Here is a 17,274-nt window from a genome sequence, read left to right as displayed (position 1 = left end):
CGGAATGGGCGTTCGGGTGGATCAGGACGATGCGCATCGGACGGCCCCGCCCGCCGCGTCGACCGCGGTCGGGAGGAGGCCTTGCGCTAGGGGCGCGGGGGGCGCCTTGCGATACGCAAAATCAGATTGGCGATTGAATCGTCAATCTGATTTGTCGTTCGGGCGGTGGCGAGGCGCGTGGCGCCTCAGGCCATGTTCACCATGATGGTCTTCTTGTGCGTGAAGTGCTCGAGCATCGCCTCGAGCGAGGCTTCCTTGCCGAGGCCCGAGGACTTCACGCCGCCGTAGGACAGGTTCGCCTGCACCACGAGGTTCTGGTTGATCTGCACGAGGCCCGCTTCGAGCCGGTGCGCGAGGTCGAGCCCGACCTTGAGGTTGTTCGTCCAGAGCGAAGCCGCGAGGCCGTAGTCGGAGTCGTTCGCTTCCGCGAGCACCGCCTCGGGGTCGTCGAAGGCCTGGATGACGGTGACCGGGCCGAAGATCTCCTCCTTCACCAGGCGGCTGTCCTTGGTCAGGCCGGTGAAGATCACGGGCTGGATGAACAGGCCCTTCTTCAGCGCCGGGTCGCTCGGCATGGCGGAGCAGACATGCGCGGTCGCGCCCGGCGTCGCCGTGCCTTCCGCGATGTAGGCCTTCACCTTCTCGAGCTGGCCTTCGGAGACGATGGTGCCGATGTCGGTCTTCTCATCCAGCGGGTCGCCCATGACCATCTTGTTCACCGCGTCCTTCATCGCCTGGACGAAGCGGTCGAAGATCGGGCGCTCGACATAGATGCGCGAGGCCGCGGTGCAGGACTGGCCCTGGCGCGTGAAGCGCATGGAGGTCAGCGCGCCCGAGACCGTCTTGTCGAAGTCGCAATCGGCGAAGACGATCATCGGCGACTTGCCGCCGAGTTCGAGCGTCACCGGGATCAGCTTCTCGGCCGCCGCGCGGGCGACGATCTTGCCGGTCTCGACCGAGCCCGTGAACGTCACCTTGCGCACCTTCGGGTGCATCACGAGCGGCGCGCCGCATTCCGGGCCGAAGCCCGAGACCATGTTGAACACGCCCGGCGGCAGCACGCGGTTCATGATCTCGCAGATGCGCAGCACGGCGAGGGGGGCTTCCTCGGCCGACTTCACCACGACGGAATTGCCGGCCACCAGCGCGGGCGCGACCTTCAGCGCCATCAGCAGCATCGGCACGTTCCACGGGATGATCGCGCCGACCACGCCGAGGGGCTCGCGCACCGTCACCGACAGCACCTTCGGGTCGAAGGGCACGCTCTCGCCCTTCAGTTCCGAGCCCAGGCCGCCGAAGAACTCGAAGACGTCGGCGACGACGTTCGCCTCGACGCGGGATTCCGTGCGCAGCGCCTTGCCGGTCTCGAGCGCGATGAGGCGGCCGAGCTCGTCCACATGCTCCTTCAGCAGCTGCGCGCACTGGTGGACCATCGCGCCGCGCTTGCGGGCCGGGACCTTGGCCCATTCCTTCTGCGCCTTGGCCGCGTTCTGCACCGCGGCGTCGACGTCGGCGGCATCGCCCTCGGCGGCGCGGGCCACCTCGGCGCCGGTCGCCGGGTTCACCACGGCGAAGGTCTTGCCCGAGCGCGCGGGAACATAGGCGCCGCCGATGAAGTGGACGCCCGACAACGCCTTGGCCAGCGCAAAGGGATCGGTGGACGGGGCGGCAGGGGTCGGATGCGGACGATCGAGCATGGCAGCTCCTCCCGGAATGATTGTCGGGGCCTCGGAACGCGGCGGACCATGCGCTGAGGCCGGCCGAGGGGCAAGCCGCGGCGGCCGGTCAGCCGATCGCGGAGGGGGCCGGCGGGGCCAGGTCGCAGCGCGAACTCGGGCTGGAATACCAGAGGCCGCGGCCGCAGCACCCGGACACGGTCAGCGCGAGGAACAGGAGAAGGGCGATGCGCATGGCCGGTCACCGACGCTCGATACGGATGCCGGTGTCCGCCACGACCCGACGCCAGCGGGCGAGTTCCGCCCGGGCGAAGGCCGTGGCCGTTTCCGGCGTGCTGTCGGCGACCGCGATGGTGCCGATGTCGGCCAGGCGCGCGGCCAGCTCCGGCTCGGCCAGCGCGGCGTTGAAGGCGGCGTTCAGCCGCATCAGCACCGGCGCCGGCGTGCCGGCCGGGGCGAGGGCGAGGATCCAGGTCTCCGCATCGAAGCCCGGCACCGCGAGGTTGGCGATGGCGGGCAGCCCGGCCTGCGGCCCGGCGGGGCGCTGGCTGGCGCGGGCCAGGGCGCGCAGGCGCCCGTCCGCGATGGCCCCCGCGACCGTGGGAACGGACTCGATCATGAAGGTGACCTCGCCCGAGAGCAGCGCCTGCATGGCCGGCCCGCCGCCGCGATAGGCGACGTGCTCGACCTGCACGCCGGTGCCCTTGGCGAACCATTCCCCCGCGAGGTGCGGCATGGACCCCACCCCGGCCGAGCCGAAATTGTGCTTGCCCGGTTCCGCCTTCAGCCGCGCGACGAGCCCGGCGAGGTCCGTAATGCCGGACGAGGCCGGCACCACCAGCACGAAGCCCGTGACGCCGAGCAGTGCGACCGGCGCGAAGTCGCGCTCCGGATCATAGGGCAGGTCGGCGAAGAGGGCCGGGTTGACCGCCTGGGTCGCGGCGACGCCGAGCAGCAGCGTCTGCCCGTCCGGCGGCAGGCGCCGGACGTAGTCCGCCGCGGTGGCGCCGCCGGCCCCGGCGCGGTTCTCGACGACCACCGGCTGGCCGAGATGGGCCGCGAGCCGCGCCGCGATCAGCCGCGCCCCGATATCGGTCGATCCGCCCGGTGCGAAGGGGACGACGAGCGTCACGGCGCGACCCTGCTGCGCGGCAAGCGGCCATGGCGCCAGGCCGAGCGCGACCGTGGCGAGCATCTCGCGGCGTGGGATCATAGGGGAGTTCCTCCGGCGTCGTTTCCGCGAGCCTGCCATGACCGGGGCGCCGGACGGAACGCACACCATCGCGGCCATGCCGGGTTGCCGCATCGTAACGCGCCGACTAAGCCTCCCCGCGAGCCAAGGGAGTTCCGCATGACCAGCCCCGCCGGCCCGCTTTCGGGTCTTCGCGTCCTCGACCTCACCCGCGTCCTCGCCGGTCCGACCTGCACGCAGATGCTGGGCGACCTCGGCGCCGAGGTGATCAAGATCGAGCGCCCCGAGGCCGGCGACGACACCCGCGGCTTCGCGCCCCCCTTCTGGCCCGAGACCAAGGAATCCGCCTATTTCATCGGCGTGAACCGCAACAAGAAGTCGGTCACGCTCGACATGGCGAAGCCCGAGGCGCAGGCGATCCTGCACCGCCTCCTCGAGACCACCGACATCCTGGTCGAGAACTTCAAGGTCGGCGCGCTCGCCAAGTACGGCCTCGGCTGGGAGCAGCTGAAGGCGAAGTACCCGCGGCTGATCTACTGCTCCATCACCGGCTTCGGGCAGACCGGCCCCTATGCGCCGCGGCCCGGCTACGACGCGCTGATCCAGGCGATGGGCGGTGTGATGTCGCTGACGGGCGAGCCGAACGGCTCGCCCCAGAAGGTCGGCATCCCCGTCGCCGACCTGTTCGCCGGTCTGTACGGCTGCATCGGCATCCTCGCCGCGCTGAACCACCGCAACGCGACGGGCGAGGGGCAGCAGATCGACATCGGGATGCTCGACACGCATGTCGCCTGGCTCGCGAACCAGGGCATGAACTACCTCTCGACCGGCGAGAACCCGCCGCGGCTCGGCAACCAGCACCCGAACATCAGCCCGTACCAGGAATTCCCGACCAAGGACGGCTACATCATCCTCGCGGTCGGCAACGACCCGACCTTCGAGCGCTTCTGCAAGGCCTTCGGGCAGGAGCACCTGCTCGCCGACGAGCGCTTCGCGACCAACCCCAGGCGCGTCGCCAACCGCGACCTGGTGACGCAGACCCTGACGCCGGTGATGAAGACCCGCACCACCACGGAATGGGTCGAGGCGCTGGAAGCGCAGAAGATCGGCTGCGGGCCGATCAACACGCTGAAGGACGTCTTCGCCGACCCGCATGTGAATGCGCGCAACATGACCCTTGAGATGGATCATGGCAGCGGCGCCAAGGTGAAGGTGATTGCCAACCCCGTGAAACTCAGCGCGACGCCGCCCACCTACCGTTCGGCGCCCCCGGTGCTCGGCGAGCACACGGAGGAGGTCCTTTCCGGCCTGCTCGGCATGAGCGCGGAGGAGATCGCCGCGCTGCGGGCGAAGTCGATCCTGTAGCCGGCCTGCGCCGGCGGGACGGAGGAGGGATGATGCGCGAAGGCGCGGTGCGTTGGCTGTCGTCGGCCGGGTTCTTCACCATGCGCTGGTGGGAATGGGGGCCGGAGGACGGCGCACCGGTGATCTGCGTGCATGGACTCACCCGGTCCGGGCGCGACTTCGACGCGCTGGCGCAGGGGCTGGCGGCGGCCGGGAGGCGGGTGATCTGCCCTGACCTGCCAGGGCGCGGTGCCTCGGACTGGCTGCCGGATGCGATGCTCTACCAGCCGCCGGTCTATGTCGCCGCGCTGTCGCACCTGCTGGCGCGGATCGACGGTCCGGTGGACTGGGTCGGCACCTCGCTGGGCGGCATCTGCGGCATGGCCATCGCGGCGACGCCGGGGCATCCGATCCGGCGGATGGTGCTGAACGACGTCGGCGCCTTCGTCCCGCAGGAGGCGATGGCCCGCATCCGCGACTACATGGGCAACGAGCCACTGTTCGAGGACATCCCCGCGCTCGAGGCGCATCTGCGCACGGTGCACGCACCCTTCGGGAACCTCAGCGATGCCGAATGGCGGCACCTGGCCGAAACCTCGGCGCGGCCCGGCGGCGACGGCGTGCTGCTGCACTACGACCCTGCCATCGCGACGCCCATCCGCGCGACCGAGGCCCAGGCGATCGACATGCGCGCGCTCTGGGCGCTGGTGAAGATCCCGGTGCTGCTGATCCGGGGCGCGGACAGCGACCTGCTGCTGCCCGAGACCGCGGCCGAGATGGCCGCGCAGCCGCATGTGCACCTCGCGGAGATCGCCGGGGCGGGCCATGCCCCGGCGCTGATGGATCCCGCCCAGGTCGCGCTGGTGCGGGACTTCCTGGGTCAGTAGCCCGGCCGGGGCACCAGCCCCATCATCACCTGGTCGAGCCCGCCATCGACCAGCAGTTCCGCCCCGTTGACGTAGGCGGCGCGGGGGCTGGCGAGGAAGGTCACGGCATCCGCGATGTCCTTGGGCGTGCCGACGCGCCCGGCGGGCACCATCTCCGACCGCCGCTCGAGCACGCCGGGCGCCTGGTAGAAGGCTTCCGACAGCGGCGTGCGGATCAGCCCCGGGCTGACCACGTTGCTGCGGATCCGGTCCGGGCCCCATTCATAGGCGATCTGGCGCGACAGCATCGCGACGCCGGCCTTGGAGGGGCTGTAGGCGCCGGACCTCGGCTGCGGGTTGGTCGCGGCGATGGACGCGATATGCACGAGCGCACCACCGCCCTTCGCCAGCATCTGCGGCCGAACCGCCTGCGCGCAGGCGAGATAGCCCGTGAGGTTCACCGCCATCAGCGCGTTCCACTGCGCGATCGGGATCTCCGACAGCGGCCCGGGCCGCAGGACGCCCGCATTGTTCACCAGGATGTCGGCATCGCCGAGCGCCGCGCGCGTCGCGGCCAGGGCGGCGGCGACGCTGGCTTCATTCGTGGTGTCGCAGGCCGCGGCGGCGGCCCTGGCGCCCTGAGCGCGCAGCCCGGCCGCGACCTTTTCCGCCGCCGCGCCGTCGAGGTCGAGCACGCCCACCGCCGCCCCGGCGCCCGCGAGTTCCGCCGCGATGGCGCTGCCGATGCCGCCCGCCGCGCCGGTGACGATCGCGACGCGCCCCGCAAGTCCAAGCCAGTCATTCGCCATGGATGGTTCCTCCCGCGCCGAGCGTCGCGCGGGAGGGCCGCCGCGTCCACCGCGCCCGCATGCGGATGCATGTTGAATGTTCCCCCGCGGGCCGGTCGTTGGACGTAGCGTTCACGTCGCCGTGACTGCTCCGCGGAACGCGGGCGCGGCACCTGCCGGGACCCTGACGAGCCTGGAGGCACGACCATGTTGTTCTGCGTCACCGCGAACTACACGCCGGCCGCCATCAACGCGCTGATGGCCAAGCCGGAGACGAACCGCGCGGAAGCCGTCCGGCGCCTCATCGAAGCGGCCGGCGGGAAGCTCGTGTCGTTCTACAGCACGGCCGCGGACGGGCCGGGCGTCCTGGTGATCTTCGACATGCCCGATGCGATGGCTGCACCCGCCATCGGCGGCGTCGTGATGTCCACCGGAGCGCTGCAGAACTACCGGCTGACGCGGCTGATGACGCCCGACGAGGTTGTCGGCGTCCGCCGTCAGGCGGCGCAGCTCAAGACCGTCTACGCAGCCCCGTCGTAGATCGCGGACCGCGGGGGGCGGCGCGCCGCCCTCCGCGACGTCAGCCGCGCCCGAGGCCGAGGCGCCGGCGCAGCTTCTGCCAGGTCGACAGCGCGCCGGCCGTGGCCGGGGCGGCCGGCAGGGGCGGGAGGCGCGTGGCGGACGCGGCCGGCATCAACGCCACGCGCCGTTCGCGCAGCGTGGCGACGCGGCGCCAGGCGCGGGCCTGTTCCTCGGTGCCCGGGGCGGTGCGGCGGTAGGCGATCACCGCCTCGACCTCCGCCCGGTGCAGGCGGATGAGCACCACCGCCGGATCCTCGGCACGGTCCGAGGCGCCATGCCAGGGGCGGCGCAGCGCCTCCTGCGGAACCCGGGCCTCAGCCACGGCGCAGGACCTCGGCCGCCTCCACCGCGAAGTAGGTCAGCACCCCGTTGGCGCCGGCGCGCTTGAAGCCCATGAGGCTCTCCATCATCGCCCGTTCGCGCTCGATCCAGCCGTTCTGCACGGCCGCCATGATCATCGCGTACTCACCGCTGACCTGATAGGCGAAGGTCGGCACCGCGAAGCGGTCCTTCACGCGCCGGACGATGTCCAGATACGGCATCCCGGGCTTGACCATGACCATGTCTGCGCCCTCGGCGAGGTCGAGCGCCACTTCGCGCAGCGCCTCGTCCGAATTGGCCGGATCCATCTGGTAGGTCTTCTTGTCGCCGCGCAGCGCCTTGCCCGACCCCAGCGCATCGCGGAACGGTCCATAGAAGGCCGAGGCGTATTTCGCCGCGTAGGACATGATGCGCGTGTCGATGAAGCCCTGCGCGTCGAGCGCCTGGCGGATCGCGCCGATGCGCCCGTCCATCATGTCCGACGGCGCGATGACGTCGATGCCGGCCTCGGCCTGGTTCAGCGCCTGTCGCACCAGGATCGCGACGCTGTCGTCGTTGTGGACGTAGTCGCCGGTCCGCGTCTCGCGGATCACGCCGTCATGGCCGTGGTCGGTGTAGGGGTCGAGGGCGACGTCCCCGACCAGCCCGACCTCGGGAAAGTGCTTCTTCAGCTCCCGCGCCGCGCGGCAGATCAGGTTGTTGGGGTTCAGCGCCTCGGTGCCCTCGGCGTCCTTCGCCTCGGGCGGCGTCGCGGGGAAGATCGCGAGCGCCGGCACGCCAAGGCGCGCGGCCTTCTCCACATGCGGCGCGAGGCGGTCGACCGTCACGCGGGTCTGGCCCGGCATGGAACCGACCGCGCGTTCCTCGTTGGTCCCTTCGATGACGAAGATCGGCCAGATCAGGTCGTCGACCGAGAGGGAATTCTCGGCGACCAGCCGCCGGGTCCATGCGTCGCGCCGGTTGCGGCGCATGCGCACCGTCGGATAGGCGCCGAGGGCGTCGGACGCCTCGGCGGCGAAGGGCAGGCCCTGGCGGCGGTCGGCGTTCATTCCGCCGCGGCCTTCATCGCCGGGCCGGTCGCTGCCTTCAGCGCCTGGTCGAGGTCGGCGATGATGTCGTCGATGTGCTCGATGCCGATCGACAGGCGGATGTAGCCCGGGGTGACGCCGGAGGCCGCCTGGTCCTGCTCGTCGAGCTGGCTGTGCGTCGTGGTCGCCGGATGGATCGCGAGGCTGCGGGCGTCGCCGATGTTCGCCACGTGATAGAACATCTGCAGCGCCTCGATGAACTTCTGGCCGGCGTCCTTGCCGCCCTTCAGCTCGATGCCCATCAGGCTGCCATAGCCGCCCTTGAGCATCGCGTCGGCGCGGCGCTTCCACTCGCCCTCCATCAGCGAGGGATGGATCACCTTCGCCACCGCCGGATGCTGCGCGAGGAAGGCCGCCGCCTTCAGCGCGTTGGAGCAGTGGCGTTCCATGCGCAGCGGCAGCGTCTCGAGCCCCTGGATGGTCAGGAAGGCGTTCATCGGCGCCATCGGCGCGCCGAGGTCGCGCAGCAGGCAGGTCCGCATGCGGATGATGTAGGCGATCGGCCCGAGCGGCTTCACCGCCTGGGTCCAGACCGCGCCGTGGTAGGACGGGTCGGGCTTGTTGAGCGTCGGGAAGCGCTCGGCATGGGCTTCCCAGTCGAAATTGCCGCCGTCGACGACCATGCCGCCGATCGAGGTGCCGTGCCCGCCGATCCACTTCGTCGTGGAGTGCATGACGATCGCCGCGCCGTGCTGCAGCGGCTTGCAGATCACCGGCGCCGCGGTGTTGTCCATGATCAGCGGCACGCCGATCTTGCGGCCCAGCGCCGCGACTTCCGCGATCGGGAAAACGTGCAGCTTCGGGTTCGGCAGCGTCTCGGCGTACCAGCAGCGGGTGCGCGCGTCCGTCGCCTTGACGAAGTTCTCGGGGTCGGCGGGATCGACGAAGCGGACCTCGACGCCGAACTGCTTCAGCGTGTTGGCGAAGAGGTTCCAGGTGCCGCCATAGAGGTCGGTGGAGGAGACGATGTTGTCCCCGGCCTCGCAGAGGTTGAGCACCGAGAAGGTGGTCGCCGCCTGGCCCGAGCCGAGCGCGAGGCCGGCCACGCCGCCTTCGAGCGCCGCGACGCGCTTTTCCAGCACGTCCACGGTCGGGTTCATGATGCGCGTGTAGATGTTGCCCAGTTCGGCCAGCGCGAACAGGCGCGCGGCATGGCCGGTGTCCTGGAACTGGAAGGAGGTCGTCTGGTGGATCGGCACCGCGACCGATCCGGTGCTCGGGTCCGCCCGCCAACCGGCGTGCAGGGCGATGGTTTCGGGGTTGGTGAAGTTCGGTGCAGACATGGCACCCTCCCGTTCGGCGGCGTGTTCCCTGGCACCTCAAGTGCCACGGGATTGGGCAGGGCGAAAGTGAAATGCGGCGCTTGCGAAAAGGCAGGTGCCGAAAAAATGCGCTTGTCCGGAAGCGGGGCGCGGGAGCAATTCCTTCTCCGTGACCGCCCCCACGCGATCCGCCCTGGACGTCGCGGCCCCGGGCTGCCAAGGACGGCCCCGAACTGCGACCCGGCTTGCCCCCATGGACCTCACCATCGCTTCCGACCACGCCGGCCTGCCGCTCAAGGAGGCGCTCAAGGCAGCGCTCCAGGCGGAAGGCCATGCCGTCCAGGATTTCGGGACCCATGGCCCCGAGTCGGTGGACTATCCCGACTACGCCCATGCGGCCTGCGCGCCGGTCGCTTCCGGCCAGGTGCCCTTCGGCCTCCTGGTCTGCGGCAGCGGCATCGGCATGGCCATCGCGGCCAACCGCAACCCCGGCATCCGCGCCGCGGTGCTGCACGACACGACCGAGGCGCGGCTGACCCGCGCCCACAACAATGCCAACGTCGCCTGCTTCGGCGCGCGCACGACCGGGATCGAGACCGCCCTCGATGCCCTGCGCGCCTTCCTCGCGACCCCCTATGAGGGCGGCCGGCACGACCGCCGCCTCGCCAAGCTGAACGCGGCCTGAGAAGAAGGACCGGCACGATGCGCCACACTCCCGCCCCCCTTCGCGCCCCCGATGGACCCGCCGCCGGCGTCGCCCCGACCGAGGGCTTCTTCCGCGCCTCCCTCGCCGCGGCGGACCCCGACCTCGCCGCCGCGGTGGCCGAGGAACTGACCCGCCAGCAGGACGGCATCGAATTGATCGCCTCGGAGAACATCGTCTCGAAGGCGGTGCTCGAGGCGCAGGGCTCGGTCCTGACCAACAAGTACGCCGAGGGCTATCCGGGCCGCCGCTACTACGGCGGCTGCGAGGCGGTCGACATCGCCGAGCGCCTGGCGATCGAGCGCGCCTGCAAGCTGTTCGGCTGCGGCTTCGCCAACGTCCAGCCCCATTCCGGCGCGCAGGCGAACCAGGCGGTCTTCCTCGCGCTGCTGCAGCCGGGCGATGCCTTCATGGGCCTCGACCTCGCGGCGGGCGGGCACCTGACGCATGGCTCGCCGGCCAACCTGTCGGGCAAGTGGTTCAAGCCGGTGCCCTACACGGTGCGCCGCGAGGACCAGACGATCGACATGGAGGAGGTCGCCCGCATCGCGCGGGAGAACAAGCCGAAGCTGATCATCGCCGGCGGCTCGGCCTATGGCCGCCACTGGGATTTCGCCCGCTTCCGCGCCATCGCGGACGAGGTCGGCGCCTACTTCATGGTGGACATGGCGCATTTCGCGGGCCTCGTGGCCGGCGGGGCGCATCCGTCGCCGGTTCCCCATGCGCATGTGACGACCACGACCACGCACAAGACGCTGCGCGGGCCGCGCGGGGGCATGATCCTCACGAATGACGAGGCGATCGCGAAGAAGATCAACTCCGCGGTCTTCCCCGGCCTGCAGGGCGGGCCGCTGATGCACGTCATCGCCGCCAAGGCGGTGGCCTTCGGGGAGGCGCTGCGCCCCGAGTTCAAGGCCTATGCCGCCCAGGTCGTCGCGAACGCCAAGGCGCTGGCCGAGGAACTGAAGGCCCAGGGCCTCGACCTCGTCACCGGGGGCACCGACAACCACCTGCTGCTGGTGGACCTGCGGCCCAAGCGCCTGAACGGCAAGGTGGCCGAGGCGGCGCTGAACCGCGCTCACCTGACCTGCAACAAGAACGCCATCCCCTTCGACCCCGAGAAGCCGATGGTGACCTCGGGTGTCCGGCTCGGCACCCCGGCGGCGACCACCCGCGGCTTCGGCACGGCCGAGTTCCGCGCCGTGGGCAAGCTGATCGGGGAGGTGCTGGATGGCGCGGCCGCGTCGAACGCCGAGGGCGGCGTCAACACGGCGGTCGAGACCGCGGTGAAGGCCAAGGTGCTGGAGCTCTGCCGGCGCTTCCCGGTCTACTGAGCCATCCTGACGGGGGCGTCGCGACCGCGACGCCACCCGTGGCGCATTCGCGGCGGTTCGGCCACAATATGTAGAGTCGAACGAGGGACGTTCCGCATGCGTTGCCCCTTCTGCGGTGTCGAGGACACGCAGGTGAAGGACAGCCGCCCCGCCGAAGACGGCGCGGCGATCCGGCGCCGGCGCGCCTGCGCCTCCTGCGGGGCGCGCTTCACCACCTTCGAACGCGTGCAGCTGCGCGAGATCACGGTGCTCAAGACCGACGGGCGCCGCGTGCCCTTCGACCGGGAGAAGCTCGCCCGGTCGGTCCGCGTCGCGCTGCGCAAGCGCCCGGTGGACGAGGACCGCATCGAGCGCCTGGTGAATTCCATCCAGCGCCGGCTCGAGACCGAGGGCGAAACGGAGGTCTCGTCGCGCAAGATCGGCGAATTGCTGATGGAATCGCTGAAGGAGCTGGACCAGGTCGCCTATGTCCGCTTCGCCAGCGTGTATCGCAATTTCAGCGAGGCGAAGGATTTCCAGGCCTTCCTCGGGGAGCTCGGCGGCAAGGAGTAGCCGCGCGTGCCGCTGCTGGTCCTAGCCATCCTGCTGGGCCTGGTCTTCGGGCCGATGCTGTGGGTGCGCTGGGTCATGGCCCGGCATGCCGACGACCGGCCGGACCTGCCGGGCACCGGCGGCGAGCTGGCGCGGCATCTGCTGGATGAGGCCGGGCTGCACCACGTCGCGGTCGAACCGACCGACGAGGGCGACCACTACGACCCCGCCGCGCCGGCCGTGCGGCTGGGGCCCGGCCATCTCGACGGGCGCAGCATCACCGCCGTCGCGGTCGCGGCGCATGAGGTCGCGCACGCCGTGCAGCATCGGGACGGCGCGCGGCTGTTCGGCTTGCGCCTCACATTGGCCCGCATCGTCGCACCGCTGCGCATGGCGGCAATCCTGCTGATGACCGTGCTGCCCCTGGGCGGCGTGGCGGCCGGGGCGGGGCATCTGGTGCTGCCCTCGATGGCGTTGGCGCTGGCGGTCTTCGCGCTGTCGATCGCGCTGCAACTGGTGACCCTGCCGCTGGAATTCGATGCTTCCTTCGGCCGCGCCATGCCGGCGCTGCGCGCGGGCGGCTACCTGGCGGAACGGGACCTCGGGGCGGCCCGGCGGGTGCTGCAGGCGGCAGCGCTGACCTACCTCGCGGGGGCGCTGCTGTCCCTGCTGCGGCTGGCCCGGGTGGTGCGGTAGGCGGCGCGGAGCCGCCATGTCCGATGGCACCTTGTCCGGTCCCGCCCGCTGCGGGACAAGGGCGACCCCCATGTCCGACGACGTCGCCCATATGCGCGCCGCCCTGGCGCTGGCCCGCCGGGGCCTCGGCAATGCCTGGCCGAACCCGGCCGTGGGCTGCGTGCTGGTCCGCCATGGCGAGGTGGTCGGGCGCGGCTGGACCCAGCCCGGCGGCCGCCCGCATGCCGAGACCGAGGCGCTGCGCCGCGCCGGTTCCAAGGCGCGCGGTGCGACCGCCTACGTCACGCTGGAACCCTGTTCGCATCACGGCCGCACCCCGCCCTGCTGCAATGCGCTCGCCGAGGCCGGCGTCGCCCGCGTGGTGATGGCCATGCGCGACCCCGATCCGCGGGTGAACGGGCGGGGCCACGCCATGCTGCGCGACGCCGCCATCGTGGTGGAGGAAGGCCTGCTCGAGGCCGAGGCGCGGGCGCTCAACGCCGGCTTCTTCCGCCGCATCGAGGCCGGGCTGCCGGTGGTCACGCTGAAGCTCGCGAGCACGCTCGACGGCCGTATCGCGACCGCCACCGGCGAAAGCCGCTGGATCACCGGGCCCGAGGCGCGGCGCGAGGTCCATGCCCTGCGCGCCCGCCACGACGCCATCCTGGTCGGATCCGGTACGGTGCTGGCGGACGACCCGGACCTGACCTGCCGCATCCCCGGGATGGAGCGGGTGCCGATGCTGCGCGTCGTCGCCGATGCCCGGCTGCGCACACCGGCCACCGCCCGCCTGGTCGCCACGGCGACGGATGCACCGTCCTGCATCGTCACCGCGCCGGGCCATCCGCCGGCGGCCCTCGCGCCCTTCATCGCCGCCGGCGTCGCCGTCCTGACCGTCCCTGGCGCGGCGGAGGGGGGGCTGGACCTGAAGGCGCTGCTCGCCGCCCTGGCGCGGCGGGGGGTGACGCGGGTGCTGGCCGAAGGGGGTGCGGGCCTCGCCGCGGGCTTGCTGAGGGCAGGGCTGGTCGACCGGCTCGCCTGGTTCCACGCCCCGGCCATCATGGGTTCCGACGGCTGGCCCGCGGCCGAGGGCTTGCGCCTTGCCGCGCTCGCCGCCATGCCTCGCTTCCGGCGGGTGGCGGTCAGGCCCCTCGGGGCCGATGTCCTGACCGAGTTCGAACGCCTGGAGGTCACCTGATGTTCACCGGGATCGTCACCGCGCTCGGCACGGTGCGGGAAGTGCAGCCGATCGGCGGCGGGCACGATTTGCGGCTCGTGATCGGCACCTCCCCGGACTTCCTCGGGGGACCGACGCCGGCGGTGCTCGGCGCCTCCATCGCCTGCTCGGGCGTCTGCCTGACGGTGGTGCACCTCGCGGCCGACGCCTTTTCGGTCGACTGCTCGGCCGAGACGGTCTCGAAGACCACGGCGGGGTCGTGGAAGGCCGGGTCGCGCATCAACCTCGAACGCGCGCTCAAGGTCGGCGACGAGCTCGGCGGCCATCTGGTCGCGGGGCATGTCGACGGGGTGGGGGAGGTGCTCTCGGCGACGCCGGAGAACGCCTCGGTCCGCTGGCGCTTCCGCGTGCCGGCCGCGATCGCCCCCTACATCGCGCCCAAGGGCTCGGTCGCGATCGACGGCGTCTCGTTGACCGTGAACGAGGTTGACGGAGATGTGTTCGGGGTCAACATCATCCCCCACACCGCCTCGGTCACCACCTTCGGCACGCTGCAGCCCGGCGACAAGGTCAACATCGAGGCCGACATGATGGCCCGCTACGTGGCGCGGCTGCGGGAGTACCAGCGATGAGCGCCGTGACGGCGGCCGATACGGTCCGCACCAGTTTCCACGACTTCATCTCGCCGACCGAGGAACTCCTCGAGGAAGCGCGGAGCGGTCGGATGTTCATCCTCGTCGACGACGAGGACCGCGAGAACGAGGGCGACCTCGTCATCCCCGCGCAGTTCGCCACGCCGGATGCGATCAACTTCATGGCGCGCTATGCGCGCGGGTTGATCTGCCTGGCGATGACGCGCCATCGCGTCGACCAGCTCGGCCTGCCGCTGATGGCCCAGTCCAACGGCACGCGGCACCAGACCGCCTTCACCGTCTCGATCGAGGCACGGGACGGCGTCACCACGGGCATCAGCGCGGCCGACCGCGCGCGCACCGTGGCCGTCGCGATCAACCCCGAACTCGGGCGCGAGCACATCGTCACCCCTGGCCACGTCTTCCCCCTCGTCGCGCGCGACGGCGGCACGCTGGTCCGCGCCGGGCACACCGAAGCCGCGGTCGACTTCGCGCGCATGGCCGGCCTCAACCCCGCGGGCGTGATCTGCGAGATCATGAACGAGGACGGCACGATGGCCCGCATGCCGGACCTCGTCGCCTTCGCGCAGCATCACGGGCTCAAGCTCGGCACCATCGCCGACCTGATCGCGCACCGCCGCCGCACCGAGCGCCTGGTCCGGCGGGTCGAGGATTCGATCCTGCCCCAGGCGATCGGCGGCGAATGGCGCGCGGTCGTCTACGGCAGCACGGTGACCGAGGGCGAGCATCTCGCGCTGATCAAGGGCGACGTGAGCGGCGAGGAGCCGGTGCTGGTGCGCATGCACGCCGCCTCCCTGATCAATGACCTGGTCGCCGGCCGCACGCTCGGCGACCTGCATGGGGCGATGCGCGCGATCGCGAAGGAAGGGCGCGGCGTCGTCGTGCTGCTGCGCGATTCCCGTCCCGACGGCCTGTCGGACCAGTTGCGCCGCGGGCGCGGCCGCAGCGTCGCGCCGGAATTGCGCGACTACGGCATCGGCGCGCAGATCCTGACCGATCTCGGCGTGCGCCGCATGATCCGCCTGTCGAACCATCCCCGGCCGATCGTCGGCCTCGAGGGCTACGGAATCGAGGATGTCGAGATCCGGCCCATTCCCACGGACACGACCCTTTGAGCACCATCGACGCCCCTGAGCGCGGCGCCGCGACCCTGGCCGGGCCCGCGCCGCGCATCCTTGCCATCGCCGCTCCCTACTACCGCGAGGTGGTGGACGGCATGCTGCGCGGCGCGCGGCGCGTCTTCGACGACGTGACGGCGACGGTGGAAGTGGCCGAGGTCGCCGGCGGCTACGAGTTGCCCGCCGCCCTCGCCATGGCGCTGAAGGTGCCGGGCCGCTGGGACGGCTTCCTGCTGCTCGGCTGCGTCGTGAAGGGCGAGACCGACCACTACACCTTCATCTGCGACGCGATCTGCCACGGCGTGATGGATGTCTCGACGCGCAGCGGGGCTGCGATCGGCTTCGGGCTGCTGACGGTGGACACGCTCGCCCAGGCCGAGGCGCGTTCGCGCGACAACAACATGAACAAGGGCGCCGAGGCGGCCCATGCCGTGCTGGGCCAGATCGCGCTCGCGCGCCGCTGGGGTCTCGCGGGATGAGCCAGCACCACCGCCCCAAGCCGACCGGCCGCCCGCGCACCGGGGCGCGCGTCGCCGCCGTGCAGGCGCTGTTCCAGTCCGAGCACACCGGCGAAAGCGCCGAGACGGTCGCGCAGCAGTTCATCCGCCACCGCATCGGCGCCGGCGACACCATCGCGCAGGAGGCCTTCGAGGAAGGCCGCGTGCCGCTCGCGCACATCCCGCTCTTCGAGGCGATCCTGAAGGCCGCGGCGACGCGGTCCGAGGATGCGGATGCCGAGATCCGCGCGCATCTCAAGCAGGACTGGACGCTGGAGCGCCTCGACCCCGTGCTGCGCGCCCTGCTGCGCGCCGCGGCGGCGGAACTGATGAACGGCGCCGAGCCGCCGGCGCGCGTGGTGATCAACGAATACCTCGACGTCGCGCGGGGCTTCCTCGACGACGAGACGGCGCGCTTCGCCAACGGCGTGCTCGACGCCCTGGCCCATGCGCTGCGCCCGGCGGAGTTCGGGCCGGCGCGGTGAGCCTGCCCCCCGAGTTCGCGCTGATCGCGCGCCACTTCCGGCCGCTGGCGGGGGAGGGGGCGCTCGATCTCGCCGACGATGCGGCGGTACTCGACATCCCCGCCGGCCGGCGGCTGGTGATCGCCGCGGATGCGATGGTCGAGGGCGTGCACTACCTGCCGGACAACCCGCCCGATTCAGTGGGGAAGAAGCTGCTGCGGGTGAACCTGTCGGACCTCGCGGCGATGGGGGCCGCCCCGCTCGGCTACCTGATGACCACCACCTTCGCGCGCGGCATCGCCGATGACTGGATCGCGGGCTTCGTGCGCGGCCTCGCGGAGGACCAGCGGGCCTTCGGGCTGGGCGTGCTCGGGGGCGACACGGCGGCGACGCCGGGGCCGACCTGCCTGTCGCTGACCATCCTCGGCACCGTCGCGCCGGGGGCGGTGCTGACCCGGGCAGGGGCACAGGTGGGGGACGAGATCTGGGTCTCGGGCACCATCGGGGATGGCGCGCTGGGGCTGCGGGTGCTGCAGGGGAGCCTCCCCGGGGATACCGGAGGGCACCTGGCACGCCGCTACAGGTTGCCGGAACCGCGCCTCGCCCTCGGGCAGGCGATCGCGGGACTCGCCCATGCCGGCATGGATGTGTCGGACGGGCTGGTGCAGGACCTCGGGCATCTGTGCCGCGCCGGCGGCTGCGGCGCGGAGATCGAGGCGGCACTGGTGCCGCTCTCCCTGCCTGCGCGGGCGCTCGTCGGCGCCGATCCGGCCCTGTTGCCGGTCGTGCTGACCGGCGGGGACGATTACGAATTGCTGTTCGCCGCAGCCGCGGGGGATGCGGCGGCGGTGCTGGCGCGCGCCGCAGCGGCTGGCGTGCCGGTCACGCGGATCGGCCGGTTCGTCCCTGGCAAGCCGGAGGTCGCGGTCCGTGGCCTGGACGGCACGCCGCTGGCGTTGTCGCGCGGCGGCTGGAGCCACTTCTGAACCGAGCGGACGCCCGG

General features: G+C 71.6%; 20 protein-coding genes. 13 read left to right on the top strand and 7 right to left on the bottom strand.

Features of this window, described 5'->3' with window-relative positions:
- Positions 1 to 185: 185 nt before the first annotated feature.
- The 3 genes from GWK16_RS00905 to GWK16_RS00900 all read right to left on the bottom strand — a co-directional run bounded on the left by GWK16_RS00905 (position 186) and on the right by GWK16_RS00900 (position 2,889).
- A complete protein-coding gene (locus GWK16_RS00905) occupies positions 186 to 1,697 on the bottom strand; it encodes an aldehyde dehydrogenase family protein (protein ID WP_170052098.1) in 1,512 nt (503 codons plus the stop codon).
- A gap of 88 nt (positions 1,698 to 1,785) precedes the next feature.
- On the bottom strand, positions 1,786 to 1,911 hold the full coding sequence (locus tag GWK16_RS25475) for a hypothetical protein (protein WP_277613533.1): 126 nt from the start codon (positions 1,909 to 1,911) through the stop codon (positions 1,786 to 1,788).
- A 6-nt stretch (positions 1,912 to 1,917) separates the two neighbouring features.
- A complete protein-coding gene (locus GWK16_RS00900) occupies positions 1,918 to 2,889 on the bottom strand; it encodes a Bug family tripartite tricarboxylate transporter substrate binding protein (protein WP_170052097.1) in 972 nt (323 codons plus the stop codon).
- 138 nt (positions 2,890 to 3,027) lie between these two features.
- Here GWK16_RS00900 and GWK16_RS00895 point away from each other — a divergent pair, with 138 nt between their 5' ends.
- Both GWK16_RS00895 and GWK16_RS00890 read left to right on the top strand, forming a co-directional pair.
- Positions 3,028 to 4,233, top strand: a complete 1,206-nt coding sequence (locus tag GWK16_RS00895; RefSeq protein WP_170052096.1) for a CaiB/BaiF CoA transferase family protein — start codon at positions 3,028 to 3,030, stop codon at positions 4,231 to 4,233.
- A gap of 29 nt (positions 4,234 to 4,262) precedes the next feature.
- The gene (locus GWK16_RS00890) at positions 4,263 to 5,099 is read left to right on the top strand and encodes an alpha/beta fold hydrolase (protein ID WP_170052095.1); all 837 of its coding nucleotides are present in this window, start codon (positions 4,263 to 4,265) and stop codon (positions 5,097 to 5,099) included.
- Here the strand turns inward: GWK16_RS00890 and GWK16_RS00885 are convergent.
- Positions 5,093 to 5,887 carry an SDR family NAD(P)-dependent oxidoreductase gene (locus tag GWK16_RS00885; RefSeq protein WP_170052094.1) on the bottom strand — a complete coding sequence of 265 codons (795 nt, stop codon included), beginning with the start codon at positions 5,885 to 5,887 and terminating at the stop codon, positions 5,093 to 5,095. The two genes, GWK16_RS00890 and GWK16_RS00885, sit on opposite strands and share 7 nt — an antisense overlap.
- A gap of 186 nt (positions 5,888 to 6,073) precedes the next feature.
- On the opposite strand from GWK16_RS00885, the gene GWK16_RS00880 reads away from it, so the two are divergent.
- Positions 6,074 to 6,406 (top strand): GYD domain-containing protein, encoded by a 333-nt coding sequence (locus GWK16_RS00880; RefSeq protein WP_170052093.1) that lies wholly within the window; start codon positions 6,074 to 6,076, stop codon positions 6,404 to 6,406.
- Between the two features lie 40 nt (positions 6,407 to 6,446).
- Here GWK16_RS00880 and GWK16_RS00875 read toward each other — a convergent pair whose 3' ends face one another.
- Genes GWK16_RS00875 through GWK16_RS00865 form a run of 3 tightly spaced genes read right to left on the bottom strand, consistent with a single transcriptional unit; the run spans position 6,447 to position 9,140 of the window.
- Positions 6,447 to 6,770 carry a hypothetical protein gene (locus tag GWK16_RS00875; protein WP_170052092.1) on the bottom strand — a complete coding sequence of 108 codons (324 nt, stop codon included), beginning with the start codon at positions 6,768 to 6,770 and terminating at the stop codon, positions 6,447 to 6,449.
- Positions 6,763 to 7,818, bottom strand: a complete 1,056-nt coding sequence (gene hemB / locus GWK16_RS00870; protein ID WP_170052091.1) for a porphobilinogen synthase — start codon at positions 7,816 to 7,818, stop codon at positions 6,763 to 6,765. Before hemB ends, GWK16_RS00875 begins: the two co-directional genes overlap by 8 nt.
- Positions 7,815 to 9,140, bottom strand: a complete 1,326-nt coding sequence (locus GWK16_RS00865; protein ID WP_170052090.1) for an O-acetylhomoserine aminocarboxypropyltransferase/cysteine synthase family protein — start codon at positions 9,138 to 9,140, stop codon at positions 7,815 to 7,817. The genes hemB and GWK16_RS00865 overlap by 4 nt, the downstream gene beginning before the upstream one ends.
- A 232-nt stretch (positions 9,141 to 9,372) precedes the next feature.
- On the opposite strand from GWK16_RS00865, the gene rpiB reads away from it, so the two are divergent.
- From rpiB to thiL, 10 genes are all read left to right on the top strand, one after another.
- Entirely contained in the window at positions 9,373 to 9,804 is a 432-nt protein-coding gene (gene rpiB, locus GWK16_RS00860) for a ribose 5-phosphate isomerase B (protein ID WP_170052089.1), read from the top strand.
- A gap of 17 nt (positions 9,805 to 9,821) precedes the next feature.
- The gene (gene glyA / locus GWK16_RS00855; protein WP_170052088.1) at positions 9,822 to 11,156 is read left to right on the top strand and encodes a serine hydroxymethyltransferase; all 1,335 of its coding nucleotides are present in this window, start codon (positions 9,822 to 9,824) and stop codon (positions 11,154 to 11,156) included.
- A gap of 96 nt (positions 11,157 to 11,252) precedes the next feature.
- Positions 11,253 to 11,708 (top strand): transcriptional regulator NrdR, encoded by a 456-nt coding sequence (nrdR, locus tag GWK16_RS00850; protein WP_170052087.1) that lies wholly within the window; start codon positions 11,253 to 11,255, stop codon positions 11,706 to 11,708.
- A 6-nt stretch (positions 11,709 to 11,714) separates the two neighbouring features.
- Positions 11,715 to 12,383, top strand: a complete 669-nt coding sequence (locus GWK16_RS00845) for a zinc metallopeptidase (protein WP_170052086.1) — start codon at positions 11,715 to 11,717, stop codon at positions 12,381 to 12,383.
- A 70-nt stretch (positions 12,384 to 12,453) separates the two neighbouring features.
- Entirely contained in the window at positions 12,454 to 13,560 is a 1,107-nt protein-coding gene (gene ribD / locus GWK16_RS00840; protein ID WP_170052085.1) for a bifunctional diaminohydroxyphosphoribosylaminopyrimidine deaminase/5-amino-6-(5-phosphoribosylamino)uracil reductase RibD, read from the top strand.
- Positions 13,560 to 14,171 (top strand): riboflavin synthase, encoded by a 612-nt coding sequence (locus GWK16_RS00835; protein ID WP_170052084.1) that lies wholly within the window; start codon positions 13,560 to 13,562, stop codon positions 14,169 to 14,171. Before ribD ends, GWK16_RS00835 begins: the two co-directional genes overlap by 1 nt.
- A complete protein-coding gene (gene ribB / locus GWK16_RS00830) occupies positions 14,168 to 15,307 on the top strand; it encodes a 3,4-dihydroxy-2-butanone-4-phosphate synthase (RefSeq protein WP_170052083.1) in 1,140 nt (379 codons plus the stop codon). Before GWK16_RS00835 ends, ribB begins: the two co-directional genes overlap by 4 nt.
- On the top strand, positions 15,304 to 15,789 hold the full coding sequence (locus GWK16_RS00825; protein ID WP_170052082.1) for a 6,7-dimethyl-8-ribityllumazine synthase: 486 nt from the start codon (positions 15,304 to 15,306) through the stop codon (positions 15,787 to 15,789). The genes ribB and GWK16_RS00825 overlap by 4 nt, the downstream gene beginning before the upstream one ends.
- On the top strand, positions 15,786 to 16,292 hold the full coding sequence (gene nusB, locus GWK16_RS25085) for a transcription antitermination factor NusB (RefSeq protein ID WP_248291071.1): 507 nt from the start codon (positions 15,786 to 15,788) through the stop codon (positions 16,290 to 16,292). The genes GWK16_RS00825 and nusB overlap by 4 nt, the downstream gene beginning before the upstream one ends.
- Positions 16,289 to 17,257, top strand: a complete 969-nt coding sequence (gene thiL, locus GWK16_RS25080) for a thiamine-phosphate kinase (RefSeq protein WP_338144363.1) — start codon at positions 16,289 to 16,291, stop codon at positions 17,255 to 17,257. Before nusB ends, thiL begins: the two co-directional genes overlap by 4 nt.
- Positions 17,258 to 17,274: the final 17 nt, after the last annotated feature.

Origin of the sequence: Neoroseomonas marina, assembly GCF_012927745.1 — a bacterium.
In the GTDB taxonomy this organism is placed as follows: domain Bacteria; phylum Pseudomonadota; class Alphaproteobacteria; order Acetobacterales; family Acetobacteraceae; genus Neoroseomonas; species Neoroseomonas marina.
Note: the sequence above shows the minus strand (reverse complement) of the source record. Positions and strands in the feature narration are given on the sequence as shown.

Coding starts and splice junctions, on each gene's coding strand:
- GWK16_RS00885 (WP_170052094.1), bottom strand. CDS start 5,887: ATGGCGAATGACTGGCTTGGACTTGCGGGGCGCGTCGCGATCGTCACC.
- nusB (WP_248291071.1), top strand. CDS start 15,786: ATGAGCCAGCACCACCGCCCCAAGCCGACCGGCCGCCCGCGCACCGGG.
- GWK16_RS25475 (WP_277613533.1), bottom strand. CDS start 1,911: ATGCGCATCGCCCTTCTCCTGTTCCTCGCGCTGACCGTGTCCGGGTGC.
- nrdR (WP_170052087.1), top strand. CDS start 11,253: ATGCGTTGCCCCTTCTGCGGTGTCGAGGACACGCAGGTGAAGGACAGC.
- ribB (WP_170052083.1), top strand. CDS start 14,168: ATGAGCGCCGTGACGGCGGCCGATACGGTCCGCACCAGTTTCCACGAC.
- hemB (WP_170052091.1), bottom strand. CDS start 7,818: ATGAACGCCGACCGCCGCCAGGGCCTGCCCTTCGCCGCCGAGGCGTCC.
- GWK16_RS00900 (WP_170052097.1), bottom strand. CDS start 2,889: ATGATCCCACGCCGCGAGATGCTCGCCACGGTCGCGCTCGGCCTGGCG.
- GWK16_RS00835 (WP_170052084.1), top strand. CDS start 13,560: ATGTTCACCGGGATCGTCACCGCGCTCGGCACGGTGCGGGAAGTGCAG.
- glyA (WP_170052088.1), top strand. CDS start 9,822: ATGCGCCACACTCCCGCCCCCCTTCGCGCCCCCGATGGACCCGCCGCC.
- GWK16_RS00895 (WP_170052096.1), top strand. CDS start 3,028: ATGACCAGCCCCGCCGGCCCGCTTTCGGGTCTTCGCGTCCTCGACCTC.
- rpiB (WP_170052089.1), top strand. CDS start 9,373: ATGGACCTCACCATCGCTTCCGACCACGCCGGCCTGCCGCTCAAGGAG.
- ribD (WP_170052085.1), top strand. CDS start 12,454: ATGTCCGACGACGTCGCCCATATGCGCGCCGCCCTGGCGCTGGCCCGC.
- GWK16_RS00865 (WP_170052090.1), bottom strand. CDS start 9,140: ATGTCTGCACCGAACTTCACCAACCCCGAAACCATCGCCCTGCACGCC.
- GWK16_RS00905 (WP_170052098.1), bottom strand. CDS start 1,697: ATGCTCGATCGTCCGCATCCGACCCCTGCCGCCCCGTCCACCGATCCC.
- GWK16_RS00890 (WP_170052095.1), top strand. CDS start 4,263: ATGATGCGCGAAGGCGCGGTGCGTTGGCTGTCGTCGGCCGGGTTCTTC.
- GWK16_RS00880 (WP_170052093.1), top strand. CDS start 6,074: ATGTTGTTCTGCGTCACCGCGAACTACACGCCGGCCGCCATCAACGCG.